The sequence below is a fragment of the Methanofollis sp. genome, assembly GCF_028702905.1.
Taxonomy (GTDB): Archaea; Halobacteriota; Methanomicrobia; order Methanomicrobiales; family Methanofollaceae; genus Methanofollis.
In genome coordinates this window covers 37,499-56,665 of sequence record NZ_JAQVNX010000003.1, presented here as the reverse complement: position 1 = coordinate 56,665, position 19,167 = coordinate 37,499, and the positions used below count along the sequence as shown (strand labels likewise).

The 19,167-nt window shown below is 60.0% G+C and carries 14 protein-coding genes; 5 read left to right on the top strand and 9 right to left on the bottom strand.

Annotation, left to right across the window (positions count from 1 at the left end; all coding sequences use genetic code 11):
- Positions 1-774 precede the first annotated feature (774 nt).
- Positions 775-2,091, top strand: coding sequence for a methyl-coenzyme M reductase glutamine C-methyltransferase (locus PHP59_RS01085; protein ID WP_300162285.1), 1,317 nt, complete (start codon positions 775-777; stop codon positions 2,089-2,091).
- A gap of 188 nt (positions 2,092-2,279) precedes the next feature.
- On the opposite strand, the gene PHP59_RS01080 is transcribed toward PHP59_RS01085, so the two are convergent.
- Positions 2,280-4,370, bottom strand: a complete 2,091-nt coding sequence (locus PHP59_RS01080) for a VWA domain-containing protein (protein WP_300162282.1) — start codon at positions 4,368-4,370, stop codon at positions 2,280-2,282.
- A gap of 77 nt (positions 4,371-4,447) precedes the next feature.
- Positions 4,448-5,851 carry an AAA family ATPase gene (locus tag PHP59_RS01075; protein ID WP_300162279.1) on the bottom strand — a complete coding sequence of 468 codons (1,404 nt, stop codon included), beginning with the start codon at positions 5,849-5,851 and terminating at the stop codon, positions 4,448-4,450.
- Between the two features lie 410 nt (positions 5,852-6,261).
- On the opposite strand from PHP59_RS01075, the gene PHP59_RS01070 reads away from it, so the two are divergent.
- Positions 6,262-7,725, top strand: a complete 1,464-nt coding sequence (locus PHP59_RS01070) for a TrkH family potassium uptake protein (RefSeq protein ID WP_300162276.1) — start codon at positions 6,262-6,264, stop codon at positions 7,723-7,725.
- Positions 7,726-7,732: 7 nt separating this feature from the next.
- Here PHP59_RS01070 and PHP59_RS01065 read toward each other — a convergent pair whose 3' ends face one another.
- From PHP59_RS01065 to nudC, 3 genes are all read right to left on the bottom strand, one after another.
- Complete coding sequence (locus PHP59_RS01065; protein WP_300162273.1) at positions 7,733-7,999, bottom strand: hypothetical protein; 267 nt, start codon at positions 7,997-7,999, stop codon at positions 7,733-7,735.
- Between the two features lie 70 nt (positions 8,000-8,069).
- Positions 8,070-11,342 (bottom strand): LAGLIDADG family homing endonuclease, encoded by a 3,273-nt coding sequence (locus PHP59_RS01060; protein WP_300162270.1) that lies wholly within the window; start codon positions 11,340-11,342, stop codon positions 8,070-8,072.
- A 94-nt stretch (positions 11,343-11,436) separates the two neighbouring features.
- Positions 11,437-12,249 (bottom strand): NAD(+) diphosphatase, encoded by an 813-nt coding sequence (gene nudC, locus PHP59_RS01055; RefSeq protein ID WP_300162267.1) that lies wholly within the window; start codon positions 12,247-12,249, stop codon positions 11,437-11,439.
- Between the two features lie 61 nt (positions 12,250-12,310).
- On the opposite strand from nudC, the gene PHP59_RS01050 reads away from it, so the two are divergent.
- Complete coding sequence (locus PHP59_RS01050; protein WP_300162264.1) at positions 12,311-12,499, top strand: hypothetical protein; 189 nt, start codon at positions 12,311-12,313, stop codon at positions 12,497-12,499.
- Positions 12,500-12,503: 4 nt separating this feature from the next.
- Here PHP59_RS01050 and PHP59_RS01045 read toward each other — a convergent pair whose 3' ends face one another.
- The 3 genes from PHP59_RS01045 to PHP59_RS01035 all read right to left on the bottom strand — a co-directional run bounded on the left by PHP59_RS01045 (position 12,504) and on the right by PHP59_RS01035 (position 14,792).
- Complete coding sequence (locus tag PHP59_RS01045) at positions 12,504-13,079, bottom strand: flavodoxin family protein (protein ID WP_300162261.1); 576 nt, start codon at positions 13,077-13,079, stop codon at positions 12,504-12,506.
- 51 nt (positions 13,080-13,130) lie between these two features.
- Positions 13,131-14,258 carry an aldo/keto reductase gene (locus PHP59_RS01040; protein WP_300162258.1) on the bottom strand — a complete coding sequence of 376 codons (1,128 nt, stop codon included), beginning with the start codon at positions 14,256-14,258 and terminating at the stop codon, positions 13,131-13,133.
- Between the two features lie 141 nt (positions 14,259-14,399).
- A complete protein-coding gene (locus PHP59_RS01035) occupies positions 14,400-14,792 on the bottom strand; it encodes an HIT family protein (protein ID WP_300162255.1) in 393 nt (130 codons plus the stop codon).
- A gap of 102 nt (positions 14,793-14,894) precedes the next feature.
- Between PHP59_RS01035 and PHP59_RS01030 the strand changes: the two genes are divergently transcribed.
- Both PHP59_RS01030 and PHP59_RS01025 read left to right on the top strand, forming a co-directional pair.
- Positions 14,895-15,299, top strand: a complete 405-nt coding sequence (locus PHP59_RS01030) for a hypothetical protein (protein WP_300162252.1) — start codon at positions 14,895-14,897, stop codon at positions 15,297-15,299.
- A 313-nt stretch (positions 15,300-15,612) separates the two neighbouring features.
- Positions 15,613-17,460, top strand: a complete 1,848-nt coding sequence (locus PHP59_RS01025) for a PAS domain S-box protein (protein WP_300162248.1) — start codon at positions 15,613-15,615, stop codon at positions 17,458-17,460.
- Positions 17,461-17,468: 8 nt separating this feature from the next.
- On the opposite strand, the gene PHP59_RS01020 is transcribed toward PHP59_RS01025, so the two are convergent.
- The gene (locus PHP59_RS01020) at positions 17,469-18,896 is read right to left on the bottom strand and encodes an aldehyde dehydrogenase family protein (RefSeq protein ID WP_300162245.1); all 1,428 of its coding nucleotides are present in this window, start codon (positions 18,894-18,896) and stop codon (positions 17,469-17,471) included.
- Between the last annotated feature and the right edge of the window lie 271 nt (positions 18,897-19,167).

The window sequence follows — 19,167 nt, the reverse complement described above, 5'->3', positions numbered from 1 at the left end:
CGACGACCGCCACGGTGAACACCGGCGCTACGACCCCGATCTCGGCACAGTTCGTGGCAGTCCCGCCGACGACACAGAAGTCTCCGGGCATGGTCGTCCCGGCCCTCGGGGCCCTTGCGATCCTCGGCGCAGTGCTTGCCCTCCGCAGGCACTAATCTTTTTTTTCTGTTTTCGGTTTTGTAGAATTTCTGTTCTGGAGTTGTACCGGGGGACTACCATCGAAGACCTGATGGTCCGTGGCACATCTCCTGAGATGTGCACGCACAGGAAAATCTTCGATTTTCCGTCTTCTCATGCTCGCTCCGGTCGTTCCCGCTCAGGATAGGCGGGGATACGGCAATCTCCCCCCGGCGTATCCACATCACTCTTCCCCCGGCGCATCCAAATTTCGGGGGTCTGGGGGCGTCAGTCCCCCGGCCCGGGTTTTCCGGGAAGGCAGTCGATCGGCGTCCTCCTCCGGGGGACTACTCCCCCGGACCCCCGCTCAGGATTGGTCCGGGAATGATAAAACAGGAGATTCAGTAGAGGAGATAACTATCCCCCTATCCTAATGAAATGGGGTCTGGGAGGATGAACGGAGTGAATCGAGAACACAGAAAATGCAGAGCATTTTCTTGACAGGAGGATCTTCGATCTTCCGTGAATCTTAATTTTCGAGCGGCAGACCCCTGAAGAGACACCAGCCCAGTGCCTTCCCCTAAGAGTGTGCCGGGGGTTTCACCCCCAACGCCCTGATCGCATCCTTCAAGAACCTCCGGACCGATAGATCACAGGATGAAGACCGTGGTCATTTCGCCGGGGATCGCCACCTACGGCGCCATGCTCATCGGCGGGGTTGTGCGGGAGGCCGGGCACGAGGTCGCCCTCTCCACCGCGCTTGCGGCAGGCGACGCAGAGGCAGTCCTCCTCTCCCTGTACTCGACCCAGCACCTGATGGACCCGGAGATGAAGGCGTTCGTCGCCGGAGTCAGGGCCTCGGGAAGGCCCGTCTATATAGGCGGCCCTGTCTCGGCGTACCCGGAGTACATCCTCGGCGAACTCGCCCCCGATGCCGTGGTCGTCGGCGAGGGCGAGGCTACGGTGCCCCGCCTCCTTGAAGAAGGGATACGCCCCGACCTCCAGGGCATCGCTTATTTCGACGGCGAGAAGACCGTGGTCACCTCCCCGGCACCGCCGGTGTCGGTGGAGAGGAGGCCCCTCCCCCTGATCCCGGACGCCATCGGGCAGCAGTCCATCAGGGGCGCAAACGCCTATATCGAGACGCACCGCGGCTGCACAGGGGCGTGCACCTTCTGCCAGGTGCCCCGCTTCTTCGGCCGCGAGATCCGGAGCCGGGGCCTCGACGAGATCAGGGAGGAGGTGCGGGCCTTCAGGGAGAAAGGGGCGACGAGGCTCTCCGTCTCCGGGGGCACCGGATCCCTGTACGGCTATGACGGCGCGATCGACGACGACGCCGTCATCGCCCTCCTCGAAATGCTCGCCGGGGAACTCGGGCCCAGGAATGTCTCGGCCCCCGACATCAGGGTGGACGCGATCACCGACGAGATCCTGGAGGCGATCCGGAAGTACACCATCGGCTGGCTTTTCTTCGGCTTCGAGTCAGGGAGCGACCAGATCCTCAGGCAGATGGGCAAGGGCGTGACCGTCGCCCAGATGCACGACGCCGTGGAGCAGTCCCGGCAGCACGGCCTGAAGGTCGCCGGCTGTTTCATCGTCGGCTACCCCACCGAGACTGCCGAGGACTACGAGGCCACGAAGGAGTTCATCGCCGCGGAGATGCTCGACGACGTCTTCATCTCTGTCGCCGAACCGATCCCGCGCACGCCCCTCGCGGACCTCGTGCTGCGGACGCCGCACCAGGAGAACCCGGTCTTCGCGCCCCACGAAGGAGAGTACCGCTCCCTCCACCTCACCGAGGCCGAGGCGCGGTGGTTCGACCTCTCCCAGCACGCCGACATGTACAAGCCCCTCCTTCACGTCGTCACCGACGAGGTCTTCAACCTCTATCTTGCGGAGGCGCGAAAGCAGGGGGAGGACGTGCGGCGGGTGACCGCACTGATCGAGAGGTACGACGGGGGAGGACGAGAATAACCAGGAGTGGAGAGATCACATTGGGTCAGGCATGCCGTGGGTGCCTGCCAGACCGAGAAATCTCTGCGCTTTTTCGGCCGCGTGGAAATCCGCGGTACGAATCATTTTTTGGGCGATCAGGTGTCACGGCCGTTCGTAACATGATGCCCCGGGAAGCGTATTCTAAATTACGAAGACCATTTCCTCTGTCACCAGGATCTCATCGTGATATGCCGTATCAGATGAGCAGGGCTGTTGCCCGGACTCCAGGCATCAGACTTTTGCATAAGGTAGGTTTCATCCGATACCTGCTCAAGACCTCCTGCAGTCGTCCTGCCTATGATCATCGAGAAAATCCGCGCATCCTGCTCTTTTTTCAGGGAGTTCCACTCATCGAGAAGCGCTTCGTTCGAGATTTTCGAGCCTCCGTCGGTGATAAAGAGAAGATCGGCGCTCCTGAACTGTGGCTCTTTCAGGGACCGCATTCCCGCCTTCAGAGCGGTGTTAAAATCCGTGCCTCCGCCGAATGTTTGATTGAGGAATTCAAGAAACTCCCGGGCCATCCTCTTCGTACCTGTAAGGTCTATCGTATCCAGCTGATTCCGTGATGAAAAGAGGATTACTTTCACGTCCCTCTCTTCTTTCAGCATCCTCCGGGCAATGGCCAGGATAGTGGCTTTTGCTATCGTCTCGGGTGAACCGCGCATCGACTTTGATGTGTCGACCAGCGCCACAACAGGCCCCCTTTTTCTGGCCGATGGGGGGCCTCCGACCCAGTTCTTCCCCCGCAACTGATAGGTCAGAAGCTTTTTTTCCGCGAGGTCTGCAGCAAATTTTAGTTTCAGGGTTGGATTTTGCAGTTTAACCGCTTCAGTAGGAAGAAGATGGTCAAGGTCGGAGGAATAGGTGATGGAATGCATCTCTGTCTTTCCATGAGAGGAAACGGCTATCTTCCTCGACCCGTACTCCATCTCAATGCGCCCGAGTTGCTCAACGATTTCTTTGAGCGTCTTGCTATCCTCTGCAATCTTTGCGTAGCGCTCAAGGTTTTCGAGATAATTCCTGTGAAGATCCTTCAGCGAGTAATCCCACTGTCTACCGGGGAAGAGCTGGACGAGTATCTCAAGAACGTCAAGGTTCTTCTGCAAAGTGGATAAAACCGGGTCCATTGCAGGGTTTAACTGGTGTCGGAGAATTGCCTGTATGATCTCATTGGATTCTGGTTTTTCCGTAAACTTCAGAACTCCTCCGACCAACCCTTCTTGCGGGTTGTCTGAATCGGAAGCGTCTTTCGAGTCAGATTTCAGTGCCAGAATAATCCCGGAGATGATGTTATCGAGATCGTCCAGAATGTCTCTCTGTAGTTCTTCTGATGGCGAAAAGATGGGTATATCGTTATCTGATAACTGCATCTGCCCTGACTCTCGGGCCGAACTTATGCTTGAAGAAGCGCCATCATTGCCTGCGTCCTGAATCGGCCCGGATAACTTTTCTTCGGCATTTTCCTCATTTCCATCATCATCTGAAGGAGATTGCCCTTCCCCGTCCGAAGTGGTTTCGAGAAGACGGGAATACTCCTGAGCAAACTGCTCTGCATAGTACGACAGGATGTTGATGTCCGCCCCTTCACCGGGGGACTGTGCCTTTGCAGATTCTGCCCGAATAAAATTCTCCAGTTCCTGTCCGGCCTGGAATGCATCATTCAGGAAATTGTGTAGCACCTGAGGATCGGAAGTACTCTGCAACACTTTGAGATCGCCGGAGAGATCTTCAAACTGCGGTGCGAGATCCGGATCTGTTTCTGCATCCTGCGGGAGATCGTGATCTCCTTCCGGTTCCGGGTCCTCCCAGATCCGCTGCGTCTGCTCAAGGAGCCGGAAAAGTTCGTTCAGCGCCTCCTGCAACGATGGGTCATGTGAATCTTTGAGGTGCAGAGAGTGCTGCGAGAAACAGTCGATGATGTCAAACGTCTTTTTGAGGAAAACCTTCAGTGCTTGAATGCCTGCAACAGGGCTTTTCTCGGCAAGTTTCCGAAGATCCGACCAGGCACTATTCCATTTAAGGTTCAGATATATAGGGTAAAATACGCCAAAACGCTCTATGAAGCGCCGGGCGTCCCGGATCTCGTAATGATCTCCCAGAATAAGTTCTGACACATATATTTCCGCGATATCTTCACGAACCCGGCGGGGGATGGTACGGGGAACCGAAATGATAGGATTCAGATCGCCTTTCACGATCTGTGATAGCCGGTTCAACTCGTAGGGAGATCCCATTCCAGATATCAAATGTTCATCCATTCTTTTCACACTTTTTCGAGGGTATTATTATGTCATATTTTCCCGTAACGCCGCAGTCGGATCTGCGTGAAAAACGCTCATGACGTATGCCGGCATTCAATACTCTTCTCGACATTTGCCATCTTTTCTTCTATTGCGTAGAGATCCTTGATCTTCTCTTCGTGCCTGAGGAGAATTTCATCGATGTCTCTTCGAGAGATCCAGATATTTTGATTGAGATGGTTCTTCAAATCTTCCGTTTCAGAGTCCAATGACTGCTTTAATCTATTCTTTTTCTCTAAAATTTCGTTATATTCACGAATCAGCATCTTATATTTAGAGTGGTCAATCGTGTTTGGTTTCATTCCGAGCGACCTGAGTGTGTCAGTCGCATTATACGTCTGCCAATTTGAATTTGTATAGTACTTATGAGATGGATTCTTTTCGCTATGCCTGATCAGATCCCAGACTGTGCCGAACGTATCATTGCAATTTTTACACGTCACAACCTGGGGAAGTTTCTGGCCTGGATCATATGAATACTGGACGGACCGACTTATTTTGTCGAAGTCGCTCACCTCGCTACCCAGTTGATATGTGTTTATTCCGCCGGAAACGGCCACATCCAGAATACGTTTCCTGATCTGCTCTCGCTGATCGGGAACTGTCCAGAGCATATGCTGGAGCAGAGGGAGCATTGTGCGGTTGACGCTCGCGTCACCATTTGCTGCGGCTGCGACGTTCAGTACATGAAGGATCTTCTTCCACCGACGGTCTGAAATGTGAATATCCATAGACCGCAACTCCTTCCGGAGCGCTAAAATGCTGTTCAGGACGTCCGGGTCGACAGGTAATTCTTGCGCTTTCTCCCGGATGGCATGGATATCCTGGATCGACAGTGTTGTGGAAGGTATAAAGCCGTCACTGCTTCCGGTGAGGTATTCGAAAAAGTTCTTCTCATCCTGAATATAGTCGACAGAGTACCGGAACAGGAACCGATCATACAGGGCTTCGAGATTTTCATCCTCTTCCGGGAGTTCATTTGATGCGCCAAAGACTGAGAGCAACGGGATATCCAGAATATTTTTTCCGTTGTGGAACTTTCGCTCGTTCAGGATGGTCAGAAGGCTGTTGAGGATGGAACTGTTTGCCTTGAAGATTTCGTCAAGGAGGGCGATGTGTGCAGTCGGGAGGTATCCATCAATATTACGCCGGAATTCATCCTGTTCGAGGGCTTTCAGAGATAGGGGACCAAATATTTCATCAGGCGTTGTAAAGCGAGTGAGCAGATAATAATAGAATGTGCCCCCCTCAATCGACTTGCAGATGGTGTGGGCCAGGTATGTTTTGGCCGTTCCCGGTGGCCCGAGGAAGAGAACATGCTCTCCGGATACTATTCCAAGGAGCGCTCCCCGGATTTCATCGTCCCGCTCCTTAAAAATAGACTGGAAAGAGGACTGAATTGCCGAAAGATTTTCTCTTATGGCCATCGCGTATTTCATATTAAAATTAGAGATAATAAACATTCTGATTCCATATAATCTGGCATTAATCACTTTAACAAAAAAGGGACAATTATTGTGATTTGAAGCCCTTTTGGAAAATGAAAACCGTTTTTTAAGATGCTCACTCCGTATCTTTGCCTGACCTCATTGTTTTTCGGATTGATTTTAGTCGCTCTGTAGTTGACTGCAACTCGTATCGGAAATGAATCACAAAATTCAGATTCGTTCCTCATCCAATGGTTGGTTATGGTATTTCCACAAAGCGGAACGTGTTGATCTCTTTCTTTTCGCTTTTCATAGATATCATCCGGACGAATCCTGGTGCGGGGACTCGCCGTTGTATTCCTTCACCGCGGCGATCATCTTCACCGGAAAGTTGATGAAAAAACAGGGGGGGAAGCGGTACCATGCGCGGCAGGGACCAGATCGCGACGATCCTCCCGGACATGGGCAGGATATTCCTCCTGATCGGGCTCGTCTGCCTCACGCCCCTCCTCATCGGGGCGGTATACCGCGAATGGAGCCTCCTCCCCGCAATGGCGACCGCACCCCTCGCCTTCTTCATCATCGGGGGTCTGCTCTCGCCCCTGCAGGCGCCGCCAGGGGAGGCGCACCTCTCGGTGGCCATCGCCGCCGTCGCCTGTATATGGTTTGTCTGCGCCCTCGTCGGCGCCCTCCCCTTCACGATCGGCAGCCACATGCCCTTCACCGACAGCGTCTTCGAGGCGATGTCGGGATGGACCGACACCGGCCTCACCCTCATCGTCGACGTGGACGGGACACCAAAGACCCTCCTCTTCTGGCGGTCCTTCATGCAGTGGCTCGGCGGCATCGGGATCGTCGCCTTCACCGTCGCCCTCTCCCGGCGGTCGGGCACCCTCCAGAGGGGGCTGTACAGGTACGAAGGAAGGTCTGAGTCCCTGATGCCGGGCGTCGTGGCGACGGCGGCGAACATGTGGCAGATCTACATCCTGATCACGGCCCTCTCCACCGGTCTCATCCTCCTTTCCGGGATCTCCCTCTGGGACGCCGTCAACATCGCCATGACCTCCCTCGCCACAGGTGGATTTTCCGTCCACACCGCAGGCATTACTTACTACAACAACGTCTTCCTCGAAATGCTCGTCATCCCGGTGATGCTCGCCGGCGCCCTGCCCTTCAAACTCTACTACCTGATGCTCCACAGCCACCGGCGGGTCCACATCCTGAAAGATCCGCAGGCGCGGGTGCTCTTCCTCCTCGTCGCCACCGGCACTCTGGTCACGGCCTTCGACCTGGTGACAAAAAACCTCCTCGACCTTCCGACGGCCCTCCGCCAGTCCCTCTTCATGGTGACGAGCGCCATCACCTGCACCGGTTTTCAGAACGCAAACCCCTTCGAGTGGACAGGGGCGACCGTCCTCTTCATCACCATGCTGATGCTCATCGGCGGTTCCTCCGGGAGCACCTCGGGCGGCATGAAGATCGGGCGGATCATCACCGGCTTCGACGGTCTCGTCTGGTGGTTCAGGCGCATCTTCCACTCAAGCAGGGCGATCGTGCCCTTCAGGTATGAGGGCCGGACCATCCCCCACAGGGTCGCCGAGTTCACGGTGGCGAAGACGATGCTCACCATCTTCCTCTTCATCTTCACCGGCTTTCTCGCAAGCCTCATCCTCCTCCACCTCCAGGCCGCCGGCCCCTTCGAGGTCGCCGACGTCATCTTCGAGGCCGTCTCCGCGATGTGCAATGTTGGGCTTTCCACCGGTTTTGCAAACCCCGGAATCAGCCCGGTCTCAAAATGGCTCTTCATCTTTCTGATGTGGTTCGGACGGCTGGAGATGGTGCCGGTGATCGTCCTCGCCGTCGGGGCGGTGCGGGGCTTCGACTGAGGGACGGTCAGGGCGCCGGGCGTTCGGGCGCCGCGGCCGCAATGTGCCGGTCCAGCGCCGCAAAGAGGGGTTCCAGGCACTCGTCCTCGACGTGCACGACAGATGACCCGAAATCGGCGGCCCGGAGACAGAGGCAGAGGTCACGCTCCCAGTCACTGTCGGGCGCTGACCTGATCTGGGCCAGCAGTTCGAAAAGCGGCTGATCAAGGATGACGTACTTTATTTCGTTTCCGGATTTGACGGCAAACGCACCGATAGTATTCTGTCCGGCCATAGAACTCCCGGCTGAAAGTAGACGGACAGGGCATATAAGGGTTGGTATCGTGCGCGGCAAAAAAAGGGTTTTAACTGCAGCCGCTCCAGCCGCAGGTCTTGCAGATCCCCTGGTTGCAGCCCTCGCCGAAGTCGAGTTCTGCCCCGCACTCAGGGCAGAGGTTCTTCTTCTTGCCGTGGACCTCGGTGATCTTCCAGGTGTCGAGGGTGGTGATCGTCTGCTTCGAGGCCGCAAGGTCGATGCACTTGCCGACGACGTCGGCGCAGGAGAGCCCCTCGGCCGCGGGGTTCTTGAGGGCGACGATGCAGTTCACCTTCGCGAACTGCCGCACAAACTTCTGGTACGGCACGCCGTTCTGGAGACCGGTGGAGATCGCCCGGCCGAGGGCATTGGAGTTCGCCTCGCAGCCGCCGCTCCCGACTGTCCTGATGAAGACCTCCCAGGGCCTGTCGTCCAGGAGGTTGACAGTGATGTACAGCCGGCAGCAGCCTGACTGGCAGAGGTAGGTCTTGCCGGAGAGTTCCTTCGGGCGGGCCGCCTTCGGTTCTGGCGCAGGTTCGGGTTCGGCCGCCGGTTTCTTCTCCTTGAGTGCCAGGACGACGTCCTCCCGACTGCCTGTCCGGTAGATGGTCATGCCCTTGATGTGGCTCTTCCAGGCCATGAGGACGGCCTCGGCGATCTCGTCGCGGCTGGCGGTGTTCGGCATATTGATCGTCTTCGAGATGGAGGCATGGACATGCCTCTGGAAGACCGCCTGCATCCGCACATGGTCGCGCCAGTCGATGTCGATGGCAGTCCGGAAGAGGTGCCTGAAGGACGCCGGGAGCCAGGCGACGTCCCGGATCGTGCCGGTCTCGTGGACGTGGTCGATCACCTCTTTGACCCTGCTCTCGGTCTCCTCGGGGGCGAGGCCCATGCCGCCGACGACCCGCCGCAGTTCTGCCTCGAAGATCGGGTGGAGCATCACGAAGGTCTTGCCCACGGTGTTCTTCCGGGTGTAGGCATAGGAGAAGACGGGCTCGATCCCCGAGGAGCACCCGGCCAGGAGGGAGATGGTGCCTGTCGGGGCGATGGTGGTGAGCGCGGCGTTCCGCATCGCATACTCGTCCCAGACGCTCCCCTCGAAGGCAGGGAAGGTGCCCTTCTCCGCAGCGAGGAGGTGCGACTCCTCGACCGCGGTCCTGGTGATGAGGTCCATCAGCCGGTCGCAGACGGCCCGGCCCTCGTCGGAGTCGTACGGCAGGCCGAGCATCAGCAGGGCGTCGTGGACGCCCATCAGGCCGAGGCCGACCTTTCTCGTCTTTCTCGTCGCCTCCTCGATCTGCGGGATCGGGAAGACATTCCTGTCGATGACCGCGTCCAGGAAGCGGACGGCCATGCGGGTGATCCCCTTCAGCGCCCCCTCGTCGATGGCGCCGGCCCTGACAAACTTCGTCAGGTTGATGGAGCCGAGCACGCAGGACTCGAAGGGGAGGAGCGGCTGTTCGCCGCAGTTATGGGCCACAAACCCGTTCGCGTCGAAGGCGTTCACGCCCGGCACCTGGACGTCATAGACCTCTTCTGTGCCGTCTGAGGCGACCGACGCCACTTTCGCAACAAAGCGCTCCCTCTTCAGGCTCCGGGAGTACGAAGAGAGCAGGCCGTCGAGTTTCCCGGCCTTCTCTTCGTCCCTGAACCCGACGCGGTCGCGGAAGGTCAGGAGGTTCTCCCCACTGACGACAAGGTCGTACTGCTGCCGTACGGTGTACGGCTTCGCACCGCCGCGGCCGTCAGGGAGGAGCCTGATGCCCGCGGGGCGGCGCCGGTAGATCGTGCTCCTGATGCCGAGGCGGAGGAGCATCCTCTGCGCGGCGAGAAGGAGCGGGCGACTGCTCTGGGAGAGCCTGACGCTGACGCCCTTCGCGGGGGTGCCCTGCACCGAGCCGTCGGCGTCGAAGAGGCCGGCGAGGAAACCGCGGTACCCGGCCGAGGAGGCCTCTTCGATCGCAGGAGTGATGCCCTTCGCACCGGGCGCCATCCCCATTGCGGAGGCGAGGTCGCGGACTGCCGCAAGCTTGAGCCTGGACTCGTCCCTTCCCTCCACCGGGAACCAGCCGGAGAAGTCTGAGCGGTGGTCGAGGGTGCCGGCACAGGTCTCTGCATAGGCCATGACCGACCGGGCGCCGTGGCCTGCCCATACAGAGAGGACGGCGGCGTCCTGCTTGAGCGTGCCGTCGCCGACGAGCAGACCGAGGAGATAGCCCTGCTCTTCGGTGAGAGCACCCTCCCACGCGGCAAAGGCACGGTGGTCGTGGAGGAGGACGCGGTCGCCCGGCGCGAGGTCGCCGGCCCGGACCCACTCGCTCTCCATACTATACCGGGTGAGGGAGGAGACACGGCGGACAGGGTGGTCGGCGGTGAGGCGCAGGCGGTAGCCCTCCTCAGTGCAGAGAGAGAGCACCTCCTTCGTCCCGGTCGGGAAGAAGCCTTCGTGACCTGAGGAGGCGGCGACGCCGCAGATAACGGCGTCGAAACTGTGGCCTATCAGGTCCCGCACCTGCCGCGGCCCTCCGGCCGTCATGACCCAGGTCTCCGCGGTGACGCACGGGTTTGTGGTGTCGATGGGCCCGAGCTGCGGCGTCGGGTTCTTCCTGTTGATCTCGTCGTAGAAGAGGATGCCGGGCTCGCCGTTCCGCCAGATGCCGTCGATGATCCCGGTCCAGATGGCGCCGACCGTGATCTCCTCGCCGGTGTGCGGGTGGGTGAGCCAGACCTTCTGCAGCTGTCCGGACTCGACGAACTCCATGAACCGGTCGTTGACCATCACAGAGATGTTGAAGTTCGAGAGTTCGCCCTCGACATTCTTCGCGTGGATGAAGCGCAGGATGTCGGGGTGCCAGGCATTGAGGATGCCCATGTTCGCGCCCCGCCGGCGGCCGCCCTGCTTGATCACGTCGGTGGCGGCGTTGAAGACCTTCATGAAGGATATCGGGCCCGAGGCGACGCCGTCTGTGGACTGGACAGGCGCGCCCTCCGGGCGGATGGGGGAGAAGTTGTAGCCGGTGCCGCCGCCGCTCTTGTGGATGAGGGCCCCCCATTCCAGGGCATGAAAGATCTCGGGGATCGAGTCGCCGACAGCGAGGGTGAAGCAGGCAGAGAGCTGGCCGAGTTCGGTGCCGGCATTCATCAGGGTGGGGGAGTTCGGGAGGAAGGAGAGGGAGCGCATGGCGTCATAATACTCTTCCCTCTCGGTATCGTCGCGGGCGAGTGCGGCCGCCACCCTATGGCAGATGTCGTCAAAGGTTTTTTCGCCCTTGCGGAGGTAACGGGCCGCAAGGATACTGTCAACTACTGAATCGGTCATTGTGGTGCACCATAAAAACACGGGTTCGGAACTGTTCCCTACATCAGATCGGTCTTCGAGAAAATTATATGTTCACCCAAACGGGGCGAGGGGATCAGGGGGCGTCGCCCCGCAGGTGCCGCTCTATCAGGGCCCATGCGATGCTCATGCGGCCCGGAAGGTCGGGCAGGGCGTCGGGAGAGAACCACCTGACGTCCTCGGTCTCCACACCGTCCGGCCGCGCCTCGCCACCTGCATACTCGGCGAAAAAACCGGCCATCAGGGAGTGGGGGAAGGGCCAGGGCTGGCTCCCGGCATAGCGGGGGCCTCTGATGGAGACGCCTGTCTCCTCCGCGACCTCCCGCGCCGCGGCGTGTTCGAGGGTCTCGCCTGGCTCGACGAAGCCGGCGATGAGGGAGTAGCGTCCTGGCGGAAAACGGGGCGAACGCACGAAGAGGATATCCCGGCCCCGCCTGACAAGAACGATCACGGCAGGGGTCACCGGGGGATATACGGCCCCACCGCACCGCGGGCAGACCTTCGCCACCTCGCCGTCCTTCCAGGCGGTCTGCCCCCCGCACCTGCCGCAGAAACGGCTCTCCTCGTCGAAGCGGACGAGGTGCACGGCCCTCCCCGCGATGGCGAGGGTCTCTTCGTCGACACGGCCGAAGAGGTCGCGCAGGGGGAGGGGCCTGAGAGGGTTGGGGACGGCCTCTGTCCCGAGGGCAGAGAAGGGCACGCCGTCGAGGGCGCCGAGAGGGACCGCACCCGCGGGGTCGACGCCGTCGGGCAGGGACGAAAGGATGGGCGATCCGTCCTCGCCGCAGAGCACCTCCCCTCCCCTGACAAGGACCCAGCAGGACGGGCAGGCGGGCGGGCTATCAGGATGAAATGCAAGGCATTCAGTGGCAAAGTGCGTTCTGGTCATGGGAGTCGTCTCTCGTGCGTGCGTCCGGCATGTTTATCTGGCACCGCGGAGAGGGGGCGGCATGGAGAGGTGCGACCGCCACCCGGAAAAGACCATCACCGGCCGATGCCGGATCTGCAGTCAGGGCTTCTGCCCTGAATGCGTGGGATGCCGGATCCAGATCTGTCCGGGGTGCCTGTACAGAGGACTTGTCGTCGTCCTCGTCGCGATGGTCCTCATCTCGTACACTGTCTGGTTCGGGATCCTGTGACCCTTCAGGCCCGGATCTTCTTCAGCAGCCAGGCCATGTTCTGCCCCAGGTTCTGCATCGTCTGAAGACCCTCCTCGTCCTTCTCGACGTCGCCCGGCGCAAGCCCGATGCCGATGTTCCAGTACGACGACCCGACCGTGTACATGTTCGAGATCCCGAAGAGGTGGTTGATGGTGTCGCAGGCATGGACGGCGCCGGCGCGGCGGACGGCGACGACGGCCGCACCGGCCTTGCGGGTGAACATGCCGCCATTGGCGAGAGCCACGTACCCGGCCCGGTCGATGAGGGCCTTGACCTCGGTGCTGACGTCCGCGAAATAGGTCGGCGAGCCGATGATGATCCCGTCGGCTGCGGCCATTCTGGCGATGCAGTCATTGACGAAGTCGTTGTCGATGACGCATTTTCCGTCCTGGTTCTCGAAACATTTCGCGCAGGCCGTGCAGCCGTGAACTTTTTTCCCGCCGATCTGGACGAGTTCGGTCTCAATGCCTTCCTTCTCCAGTTCGGTGAGGACGGCCACCAGGAGGCGGGCGGTGTTCCCGTCTTTCCTCGGGCTTCCGTTGAATGCGACGACTTTCATGTCAGGTCTCCTGTGTGCGATAGTGGTGCTTGGTCTTCATATGGCTATCCCTTACCGCCCGAAGAGGGCGGCGACCTCGTGGAGGCAGTCGATCACCCTGATCCCCTGCGGGCAGATCTGCTCGCATGCCCCGCATTCGGCGCAGAGAGAGGCATACCCCGTGTCGCCGAGGACGTGACGGTAGAAGAACGCGGCATGCTCCCGGTCGCCGAAGAGGGCGATGTCGTTCAGGCGGGCAAGACACTCGGGGATGTTCACGCCGCCGGGGCAGGGCATGCAGTACCGGCAGGCCGTGCAGGGGACGCGGATCTTCTCCCTGAAGACGTCGCGGACCCTTTTGACGGTCGCATGCTCGTCGGGAGAGAGAGACCCGGGCAGGCCCTCCTCCGCGGTCGCAAGGTTCTCGGCAAGCTGTACAGGCGCGTTCATGCCTGAGAGGACGGCCGTCACCTCCGGGTGGTCGAGGGCCCAGCGGAGGCCCCATGCGGCAGGGCTCCGCCTGACCGGGGCGGCGGCGAAGATTTTCCTGACCCCGTCTGGCGGCGCGGCCAGCATGCCGCCCCTGAGGGGCTCCATCACGACGACGGCAAGGCCCTTCTCCGCGGCATACCTGAGGCCGCCGGTCCCGGCCTGGTAGCCGGTGTCGAGATAGTTGTACTGGATCTGGCAGAGGTCCCAGGCGTACGCGTCGACGATCTCCCGGAAAGCGTCGGCGGTGTCGTGGAAGGAGAAGCCGGCGTACCGGATCCTCCCGTCGGCCTTCGCCTCGTCGAGGAAGAGGTCGACCTCCATGTCCCAGAGTCTGTTCCACCTGCTCTTCGTGAGGGCGTGGATGAGGTAGGCGTCGAGGTGGTCGGTGCCGAGGCGCCGGAGAGACTCGTCCAGAAGGCGGCCCATGTCCTCCCTGGACGCCACCCTCTTTGCGGGCAACTTCGTTGCGAGGAAAGCCCTCTCGCGGTAGCCGTCGGCGAGGGCCCTGCCGACGACCCCCTCCGACTCTCCTTCGTGATAGGGCACCGCCGTATCGATGTACGACGCCCCGCCGTCGATCGCCGCCCGGATCAGGGCGACCGCCGCCTCGTCGTCGACCCGGCCCGCGGGCGTCTCTGGCAGGCGCATGCAGCCCATGCCGAGGACGGGGAGGGATTCTCCTGATGATGGTATCTGTCGGTACAGCATTCCATTGATCTCCGTCGGCCAGAGTCATTTCATTGCCGGTTTTGCCGCAAGCGATTGATCCGGGGAATGGTCCGGAAATCCTTCATCAGATCTGAACATCATCTCAGATGGGAATTGGAGCGTCTCGATCTCCTGAACAGATCAATACATCTTTTTTTCCGGGACCACACCCCTGACCCCTCCCCTGGGGTCGGGGACGTCGCCGGCATAGCGCGGGATGAGGTGGATATGAAGGTGGGACACCGTCTGTCCCGCGGCGGTGCCGACATTGACGCCGATATTCCACCCGTCAGGATGGTACCTCTCCTCCAGGACATCCCGGCAGCGACAGAGGAGTTCGAGGAGAGCGACCCGCTCCGCCTCAGTCGCCTCGAAGAAAGAGGAGACATGCCTGAAGGGGACGATGAGGGTGTGGCCCGGGCTCACCGGGAAGGCGTCTGCCCTCGCGTAGGCGAGGGCGTTCTGCACGACGATGGCGGCGGGAGAGGGGTTGCAGAAGGGGCAGGTGGCACCGGTCAGAGGGTCATCGTTCATACAGGGATTTTCCGCCGGGAGAGGATGAAGGCAGCGGTCCGGGCCGGCATATCAGCAGAATACATTCACAAAAAATATCCGGAAGAAAAAGAAGGGGAGAGTATGACTACTGTCGACTGGCAGCAGTATGAGGACTGCACCCCCGACGTGAACGCGGTCCTCGACGATTATTATCGCCGGGACTTCTCTGACCACGTACCCGGAGAACTCCAGGACAGGATCAGGGAAGACATCGAGGTCTATTTCTCTGACAGGATGGACGAAGCCCTGTACGACCCGGACGAAGACGAAGAGGAGGAGGACGACGACGGGGCATACTTCGACCCTGACGCACTCGACCCGGAGGAGATGACAGAGGATGTCATCGGCATCATCACCGACGACATCGATGGGACATGGGAGATGCCCCGGGCAATGAAGGACCGGATCACACGCGACATCAGGAAGAAAATCAGTGCCTGTCTCGCACCTCTCGAAGACGTGTCAAGGCACGACACCTGCGCCTGATAGCACCATAACCACTCTTTTTCGCATTTTCTCCCCTCCACCCCCTCCGCAGGAGAACATATGCCACAGTCTGGCCACTCGATCGAGACCGGACAGTCGGCATTCCGGTGCGTGTATGAAGGGTCTACTCCCGCCCCTTCAGGGCCAGAGACAAAACAGGGGCATAATGGCCCGGTTGTGACGGTTCTTCAAGACAAAAAACCAGATACATGGGATACAAGAAGGGGCACAGGATTGCAATGCATAAATATCACTCCATACAAATATATGTGAAATCTCCATCTCCTTATCTCACACTCTGCCGGCGAACCCGATGATATCCCTTCTCTGTGTCGATGACAAACCCGGGGCAATCGACCATATCCGTCGAGACCTCGAAGAAACAGGCGATTTTTCGGTCACGACATCGCGTTCCGGGGAGGAAGCCCTCAATCTCCTGAAAAAACAGCCTTTTGATATCATTCTTTCGGGGCGTGAAATGCCGGACATGAAAGGGGTCGACCTCCTGCAGGCAGCACGGGAGAGTGGATGCCATACTCCCTTCATCTTCTTTGACGATTTCAATGACAGGAACAGGGTACCAGACTCTCAGGATAGCGAGGGCAGGCCGACAGCCCTGCTCTCATGCCTCAGCAGTATTGCCGCAGAGCAACAGATCCCGGATCAATCAGCGAATCGAAGTGAAACACTATTCCGGGCAATTGCAGACAAAACTGACGACAGGACCATCGAATATTTTACCCCCCGCCAGACGATCGGCGATGAGACCACGGGCAGGGTGTGGAGTTTCAGCGACATCACCGAAAGGAAAGAGGCAGAAAAGAACCTGAAGGAGCGGGAGCATTTCTTCACCACCCTCCTTGGGGCCATCCGTGACGGTGTCCTGATCCTCAGCGGAAACGGTACTGTCGATTATGCCAACAGGGCGGCATGCGAACTGACCGGCCTCCCGTCTGCTGAAGACTGTGTCGGGAGGAACATCCTCGAATTCGTCCACCAGGACTCGGCGCACGCCATCTTCAGGGACCTGCTGACCGTACGCGGCGGGCCGGACGCCATCCCCGCGGAGTACACGTTTGTCACCCCCTCGGGAAAGGTGCGGCAGGTCGAAGGCCTCAGCAGCACCATCGCCTGGAAAGAGAAGACGGTGATCGCCGTCACCCTCCGCGACATCACCGAAAGAAAACAGGCCGCGGCACAGGAGAACGCAGACCTCAACAGGGCACTGATCGACGGTCTTCCGGAGTATATCATCGTGCTGACACGGGATGGGGAGATCATCTTCGCCAACCCTGCCGCGGAGGCCGCCAGCAGGTGCGCACAGGATGCCCTGACCGGGAAGACACTACGGACCTTCATTGCGGAGTCTTCTCTGCAGGACTTCGATACTGCGATACAGGACGCACTCACCGGACAAAAACGCAGGTCATTCGAGATCGGGATCAGGACCGCCGCGGATGAGGGGCTCCAGGTGACCCTGCGGGCTGCCCCCATCGCCTTCCAGAACCGGGATGCCGTGCTCGTCCTGCTGACAGACCTCACCGAACGGCTGATCCTCGAAAAAGAACTCGAATATCATGCAGAGGAACTCAAACGCTTCTCCGAGTCTCTTGCCAGGACCAACGAGAAGCTGACGATCATGAACAGCATCACCCGCCACGACATCCTCAACCAGCTCACCGTCCTTCTCGGGTACCTGGAGATCGCCGCGGAGGAGAGCACGGAGCCGGAGGTCAGGGAGAGTCTCAGGATGATACAATTCTCGGCGCAGAACATCAGGGAGCAGCTGGAGTTTGCCCGGGACTACCAGGACCTTGGCGTGCGGGAACCCCAGTGGCTTGATGTCAGGTGGCAGGTCGCCAAGCTCAGGCAGGACGGCATCACGATCGAGACCAGGATAGAGGAGGACGGAGCCCTGACCATCGTCTGGGAGGACAACGGCATCGGGGTCAGAGAAGGGGAGAAGGAGAAGATCTTCAGGCGGGGGTACGGGAACAACACCGGCCTTGGCCTCTTTCTCTGCAGGGAGATCCTGAAGATCACCGGCATCGGGATCAGGGAGACAGGAGAATACGAAAAAGGTGCACGCTTTGAGATCCGGGTTCCAGAAGAGGGATACCGGGTGGTGCAGAAGCCGGCGACTGTTCCTGACCCGGCCTGAGGGTCGGGTCACCTCCGCCTGTTCATGACCATCAGCCGCGGCTCTGTCATCTCCTCGATCGCATATCTTGGCCCCTCCCTGCCCGACCCTGACGCCTTCACCCCGCCATAGGGCATGGCGTCGGCCCTGAAGGTGGGGACGTCGTTGACGACAAGGGTCCCGACCTCGCACTCATCGAAGGCATGAAAGGCGCGTTCGAGGCGGTTGGTGAAGACCCCGGTCTGGAGACCAAAGGGGGAGTCGTTCGCCATCGCAAGGGCGGCCTCGAAATCGTCGAAGGGGGTGATGGTGATCACCGGCGCAAACATCTCCGTGGCATTCACCCGCATCGTCGGGAGCGTGTCGGTGAGAACGGTGGGCGCAAAGAGGGTGCCGACCCGCGTCCCGCCGGCGAGGACGGTCGCACCACCAGAGACGGCCTCCCGAACTTTCTTCTCGGCCGCGGCCGCGGCCTCCTCCGAGATCATCGGGCCGACATCGACGGCCTGATCGCGGGGGTCGCCGACCCTGAGAGAACCGGTCCGCTCCAGGACCATCTCCAGACACGCCGCATACACCGAGCGGTGGAGGAGGACGCGCTGGACGGAGATGCAGACCTGCCCGGCACCGGAAAAACCGCCCTGCACGATCCTCTCCGCTGCATAGGGGAGGTCGGCATCCTCGTCCACGATCACCGCGGCGTTCCCGCCGAGTTCGAGGCCGACCCTTTTTCTCCCGGCGATCTCGCGGAGCGACCAGCCGACGGCAGGGCTGCCGGTGAAGGAGAGGTACGCGATCCGGCCGTCCCGCACCATCCACCCGGCGAGGTCGGTGGTGCACGGGAGGACAGAGACGGCCTCTTCGGGGTACCCGGCTTCGAGGAGGAGGTCGCCCAGGACAAGGCCGGAGAGCGGTGTCTTCGAGGACGGCCTGAGGATGACGGCATTGCCGGCGGCCACCGCCGGGCCGATCTTGTGGCAGGCGAGGTTGAAGGGGAAGTTGAAGGGGGTGATCGCAAGCACCGTGCCGAGAGGGACACGGCGGAGATACCCGGTCCTGCCGGCCGCGGCAGGGGTGAGGTCGAGGGGGATCACCTCCCCGTAGATACGCCCCACCTCCTCGGCGGAGAGGAGGACGGTCTCGACGGCGCGTTCCACCTCGGCCCTGGCCAGGGCCTCGGTCTTCCCGGCCTCGCGGGTGATCGTCTCCGCGATCTCATCCTTCCTATCATCGATCAGAGCGGCAAGGCGCCTGAGCACACGGATCCGTTCATGCGTCGGGAGCTTCCGGGTCCGCCCGAAACCGTGCTGCGCGGAGCGGACGGCGTCCTCGATATCGGCCGCCCCGGCGAGGCAGACGGTGCCGACAAGGGAGTCGTCGTAGGGAAAACGGACGTCAATGGTCGTCTCGCTCGTCCGCCACTCCCCGCCGACAAGAAAAGGTCGAGGGTCTGTCATGAGGGGGGATGGTGCAGTCCGGGATATGGATGTTTCGGCACGCCGTTCGGGTTATCGAGATGAAAAACGTGGGTCTCTCGGTTTTGGGATAATGCGACGCGCAGAAGGTTTTTTCTTATTTTAATGCCCTTATGGCGATGTATCATCCATTATGGGCGACATAATGTATTTTCTTGTGAAATGAAATGCATAAGATCTCCCGTTATCCAAGATATTTGTTATATTCTGTCGGCCTGTGCGATCGGGGCGCAAGGGTCGAAAATCGGGTTAT

Coding starts and splice junctions, on each gene's coding strand:
- PHP59_RS01020 (WP_300162245.1), bottom strand. CDS start 18,896: ATGACAGACCCTCGACCTTTTCTTGTCGGCGGGGAGTGGCGGACGAGC.
- PHP59_RS01030 (WP_300162252.1), top strand. CDS start 14,895: ATGACTACTGTCGACTGGCAGCAGTATGAGGACTGCACCCCCGACGTG.
- PHP59_RS01085 (WP_300162285.1), top strand. CDS start 775: ATGAAGACCGTGGTCATTTCGCCGGGGATCGCCACCTACGGCGCCATG.
- PHP59_RS01075 (WP_300162279.1), bottom strand. CDS start 5,851: ATGAAATACGCGATGGCCATAAGAGAAAATCTTTCGGCAATTCAGTCC.
- PHP59_RS01025 (WP_300162248.1), top strand. CDS start 15,613: ATGATATCCCTTCTCTGTGTCGATGACAAACCCGGGGCAATCGACCAT.
- PHP59_RS01050 (WP_300162264.1), top strand. CDS start 12,311: ATGGAGAGGTGCGACCGCCACCCGGAAAAGACCATCACCGGCCGATGC.
- PHP59_RS01065 (WP_300162273.1), bottom strand. CDS start 7,999: ATGGCCGGACAGAATACTATCGGTGCGTTTGCCGTCAAATCCGGAAAC.
- PHP59_RS01070 (WP_300162276.1), top strand. CDS start 6,262: ATGCGCGGCAGGGACCAGATCGCGACGATCCTCCCGGACATGGGCAGG.
- nudC (WP_300162267.1), bottom strand. CDS start 12,249: ATGACCAGAACGCACTTTGCCACTGAATGCCTTGCATTTCATCCTGAT.
- PHP59_RS01040 (WP_300162258.1), bottom strand. CDS start 14,258: ATGCTGTACCGACAGATACCATCATCAGGAGAATCCCTCCCCGTCCTC.
- PHP59_RS01080 (WP_300162282.1), bottom strand. CDS start 4,370: ATGGATGAACATTTGATATCTGGAATGGGATCTCCCTACGAGTTGAAC.
- PHP59_RS01035 (WP_300162255.1), bottom strand. CDS start 14,792: ATGAACGATGACCCTCTGACCGGTGCCACCTGCCCCTTCTGCAACCCC.
- PHP59_RS01045 (WP_300162261.1), bottom strand. CDS start 13,079: ATGAAAGTCGTCGCATTCAACGGAAGCCCGAGGAAAGACGGGAACACC.
- PHP59_RS01060 (WP_300162270.1), bottom strand. CDS start 11,342: ATGACCGATTCAGTAGTTGACAGTATCCTTGCGGCCCGTTACCTCCGC.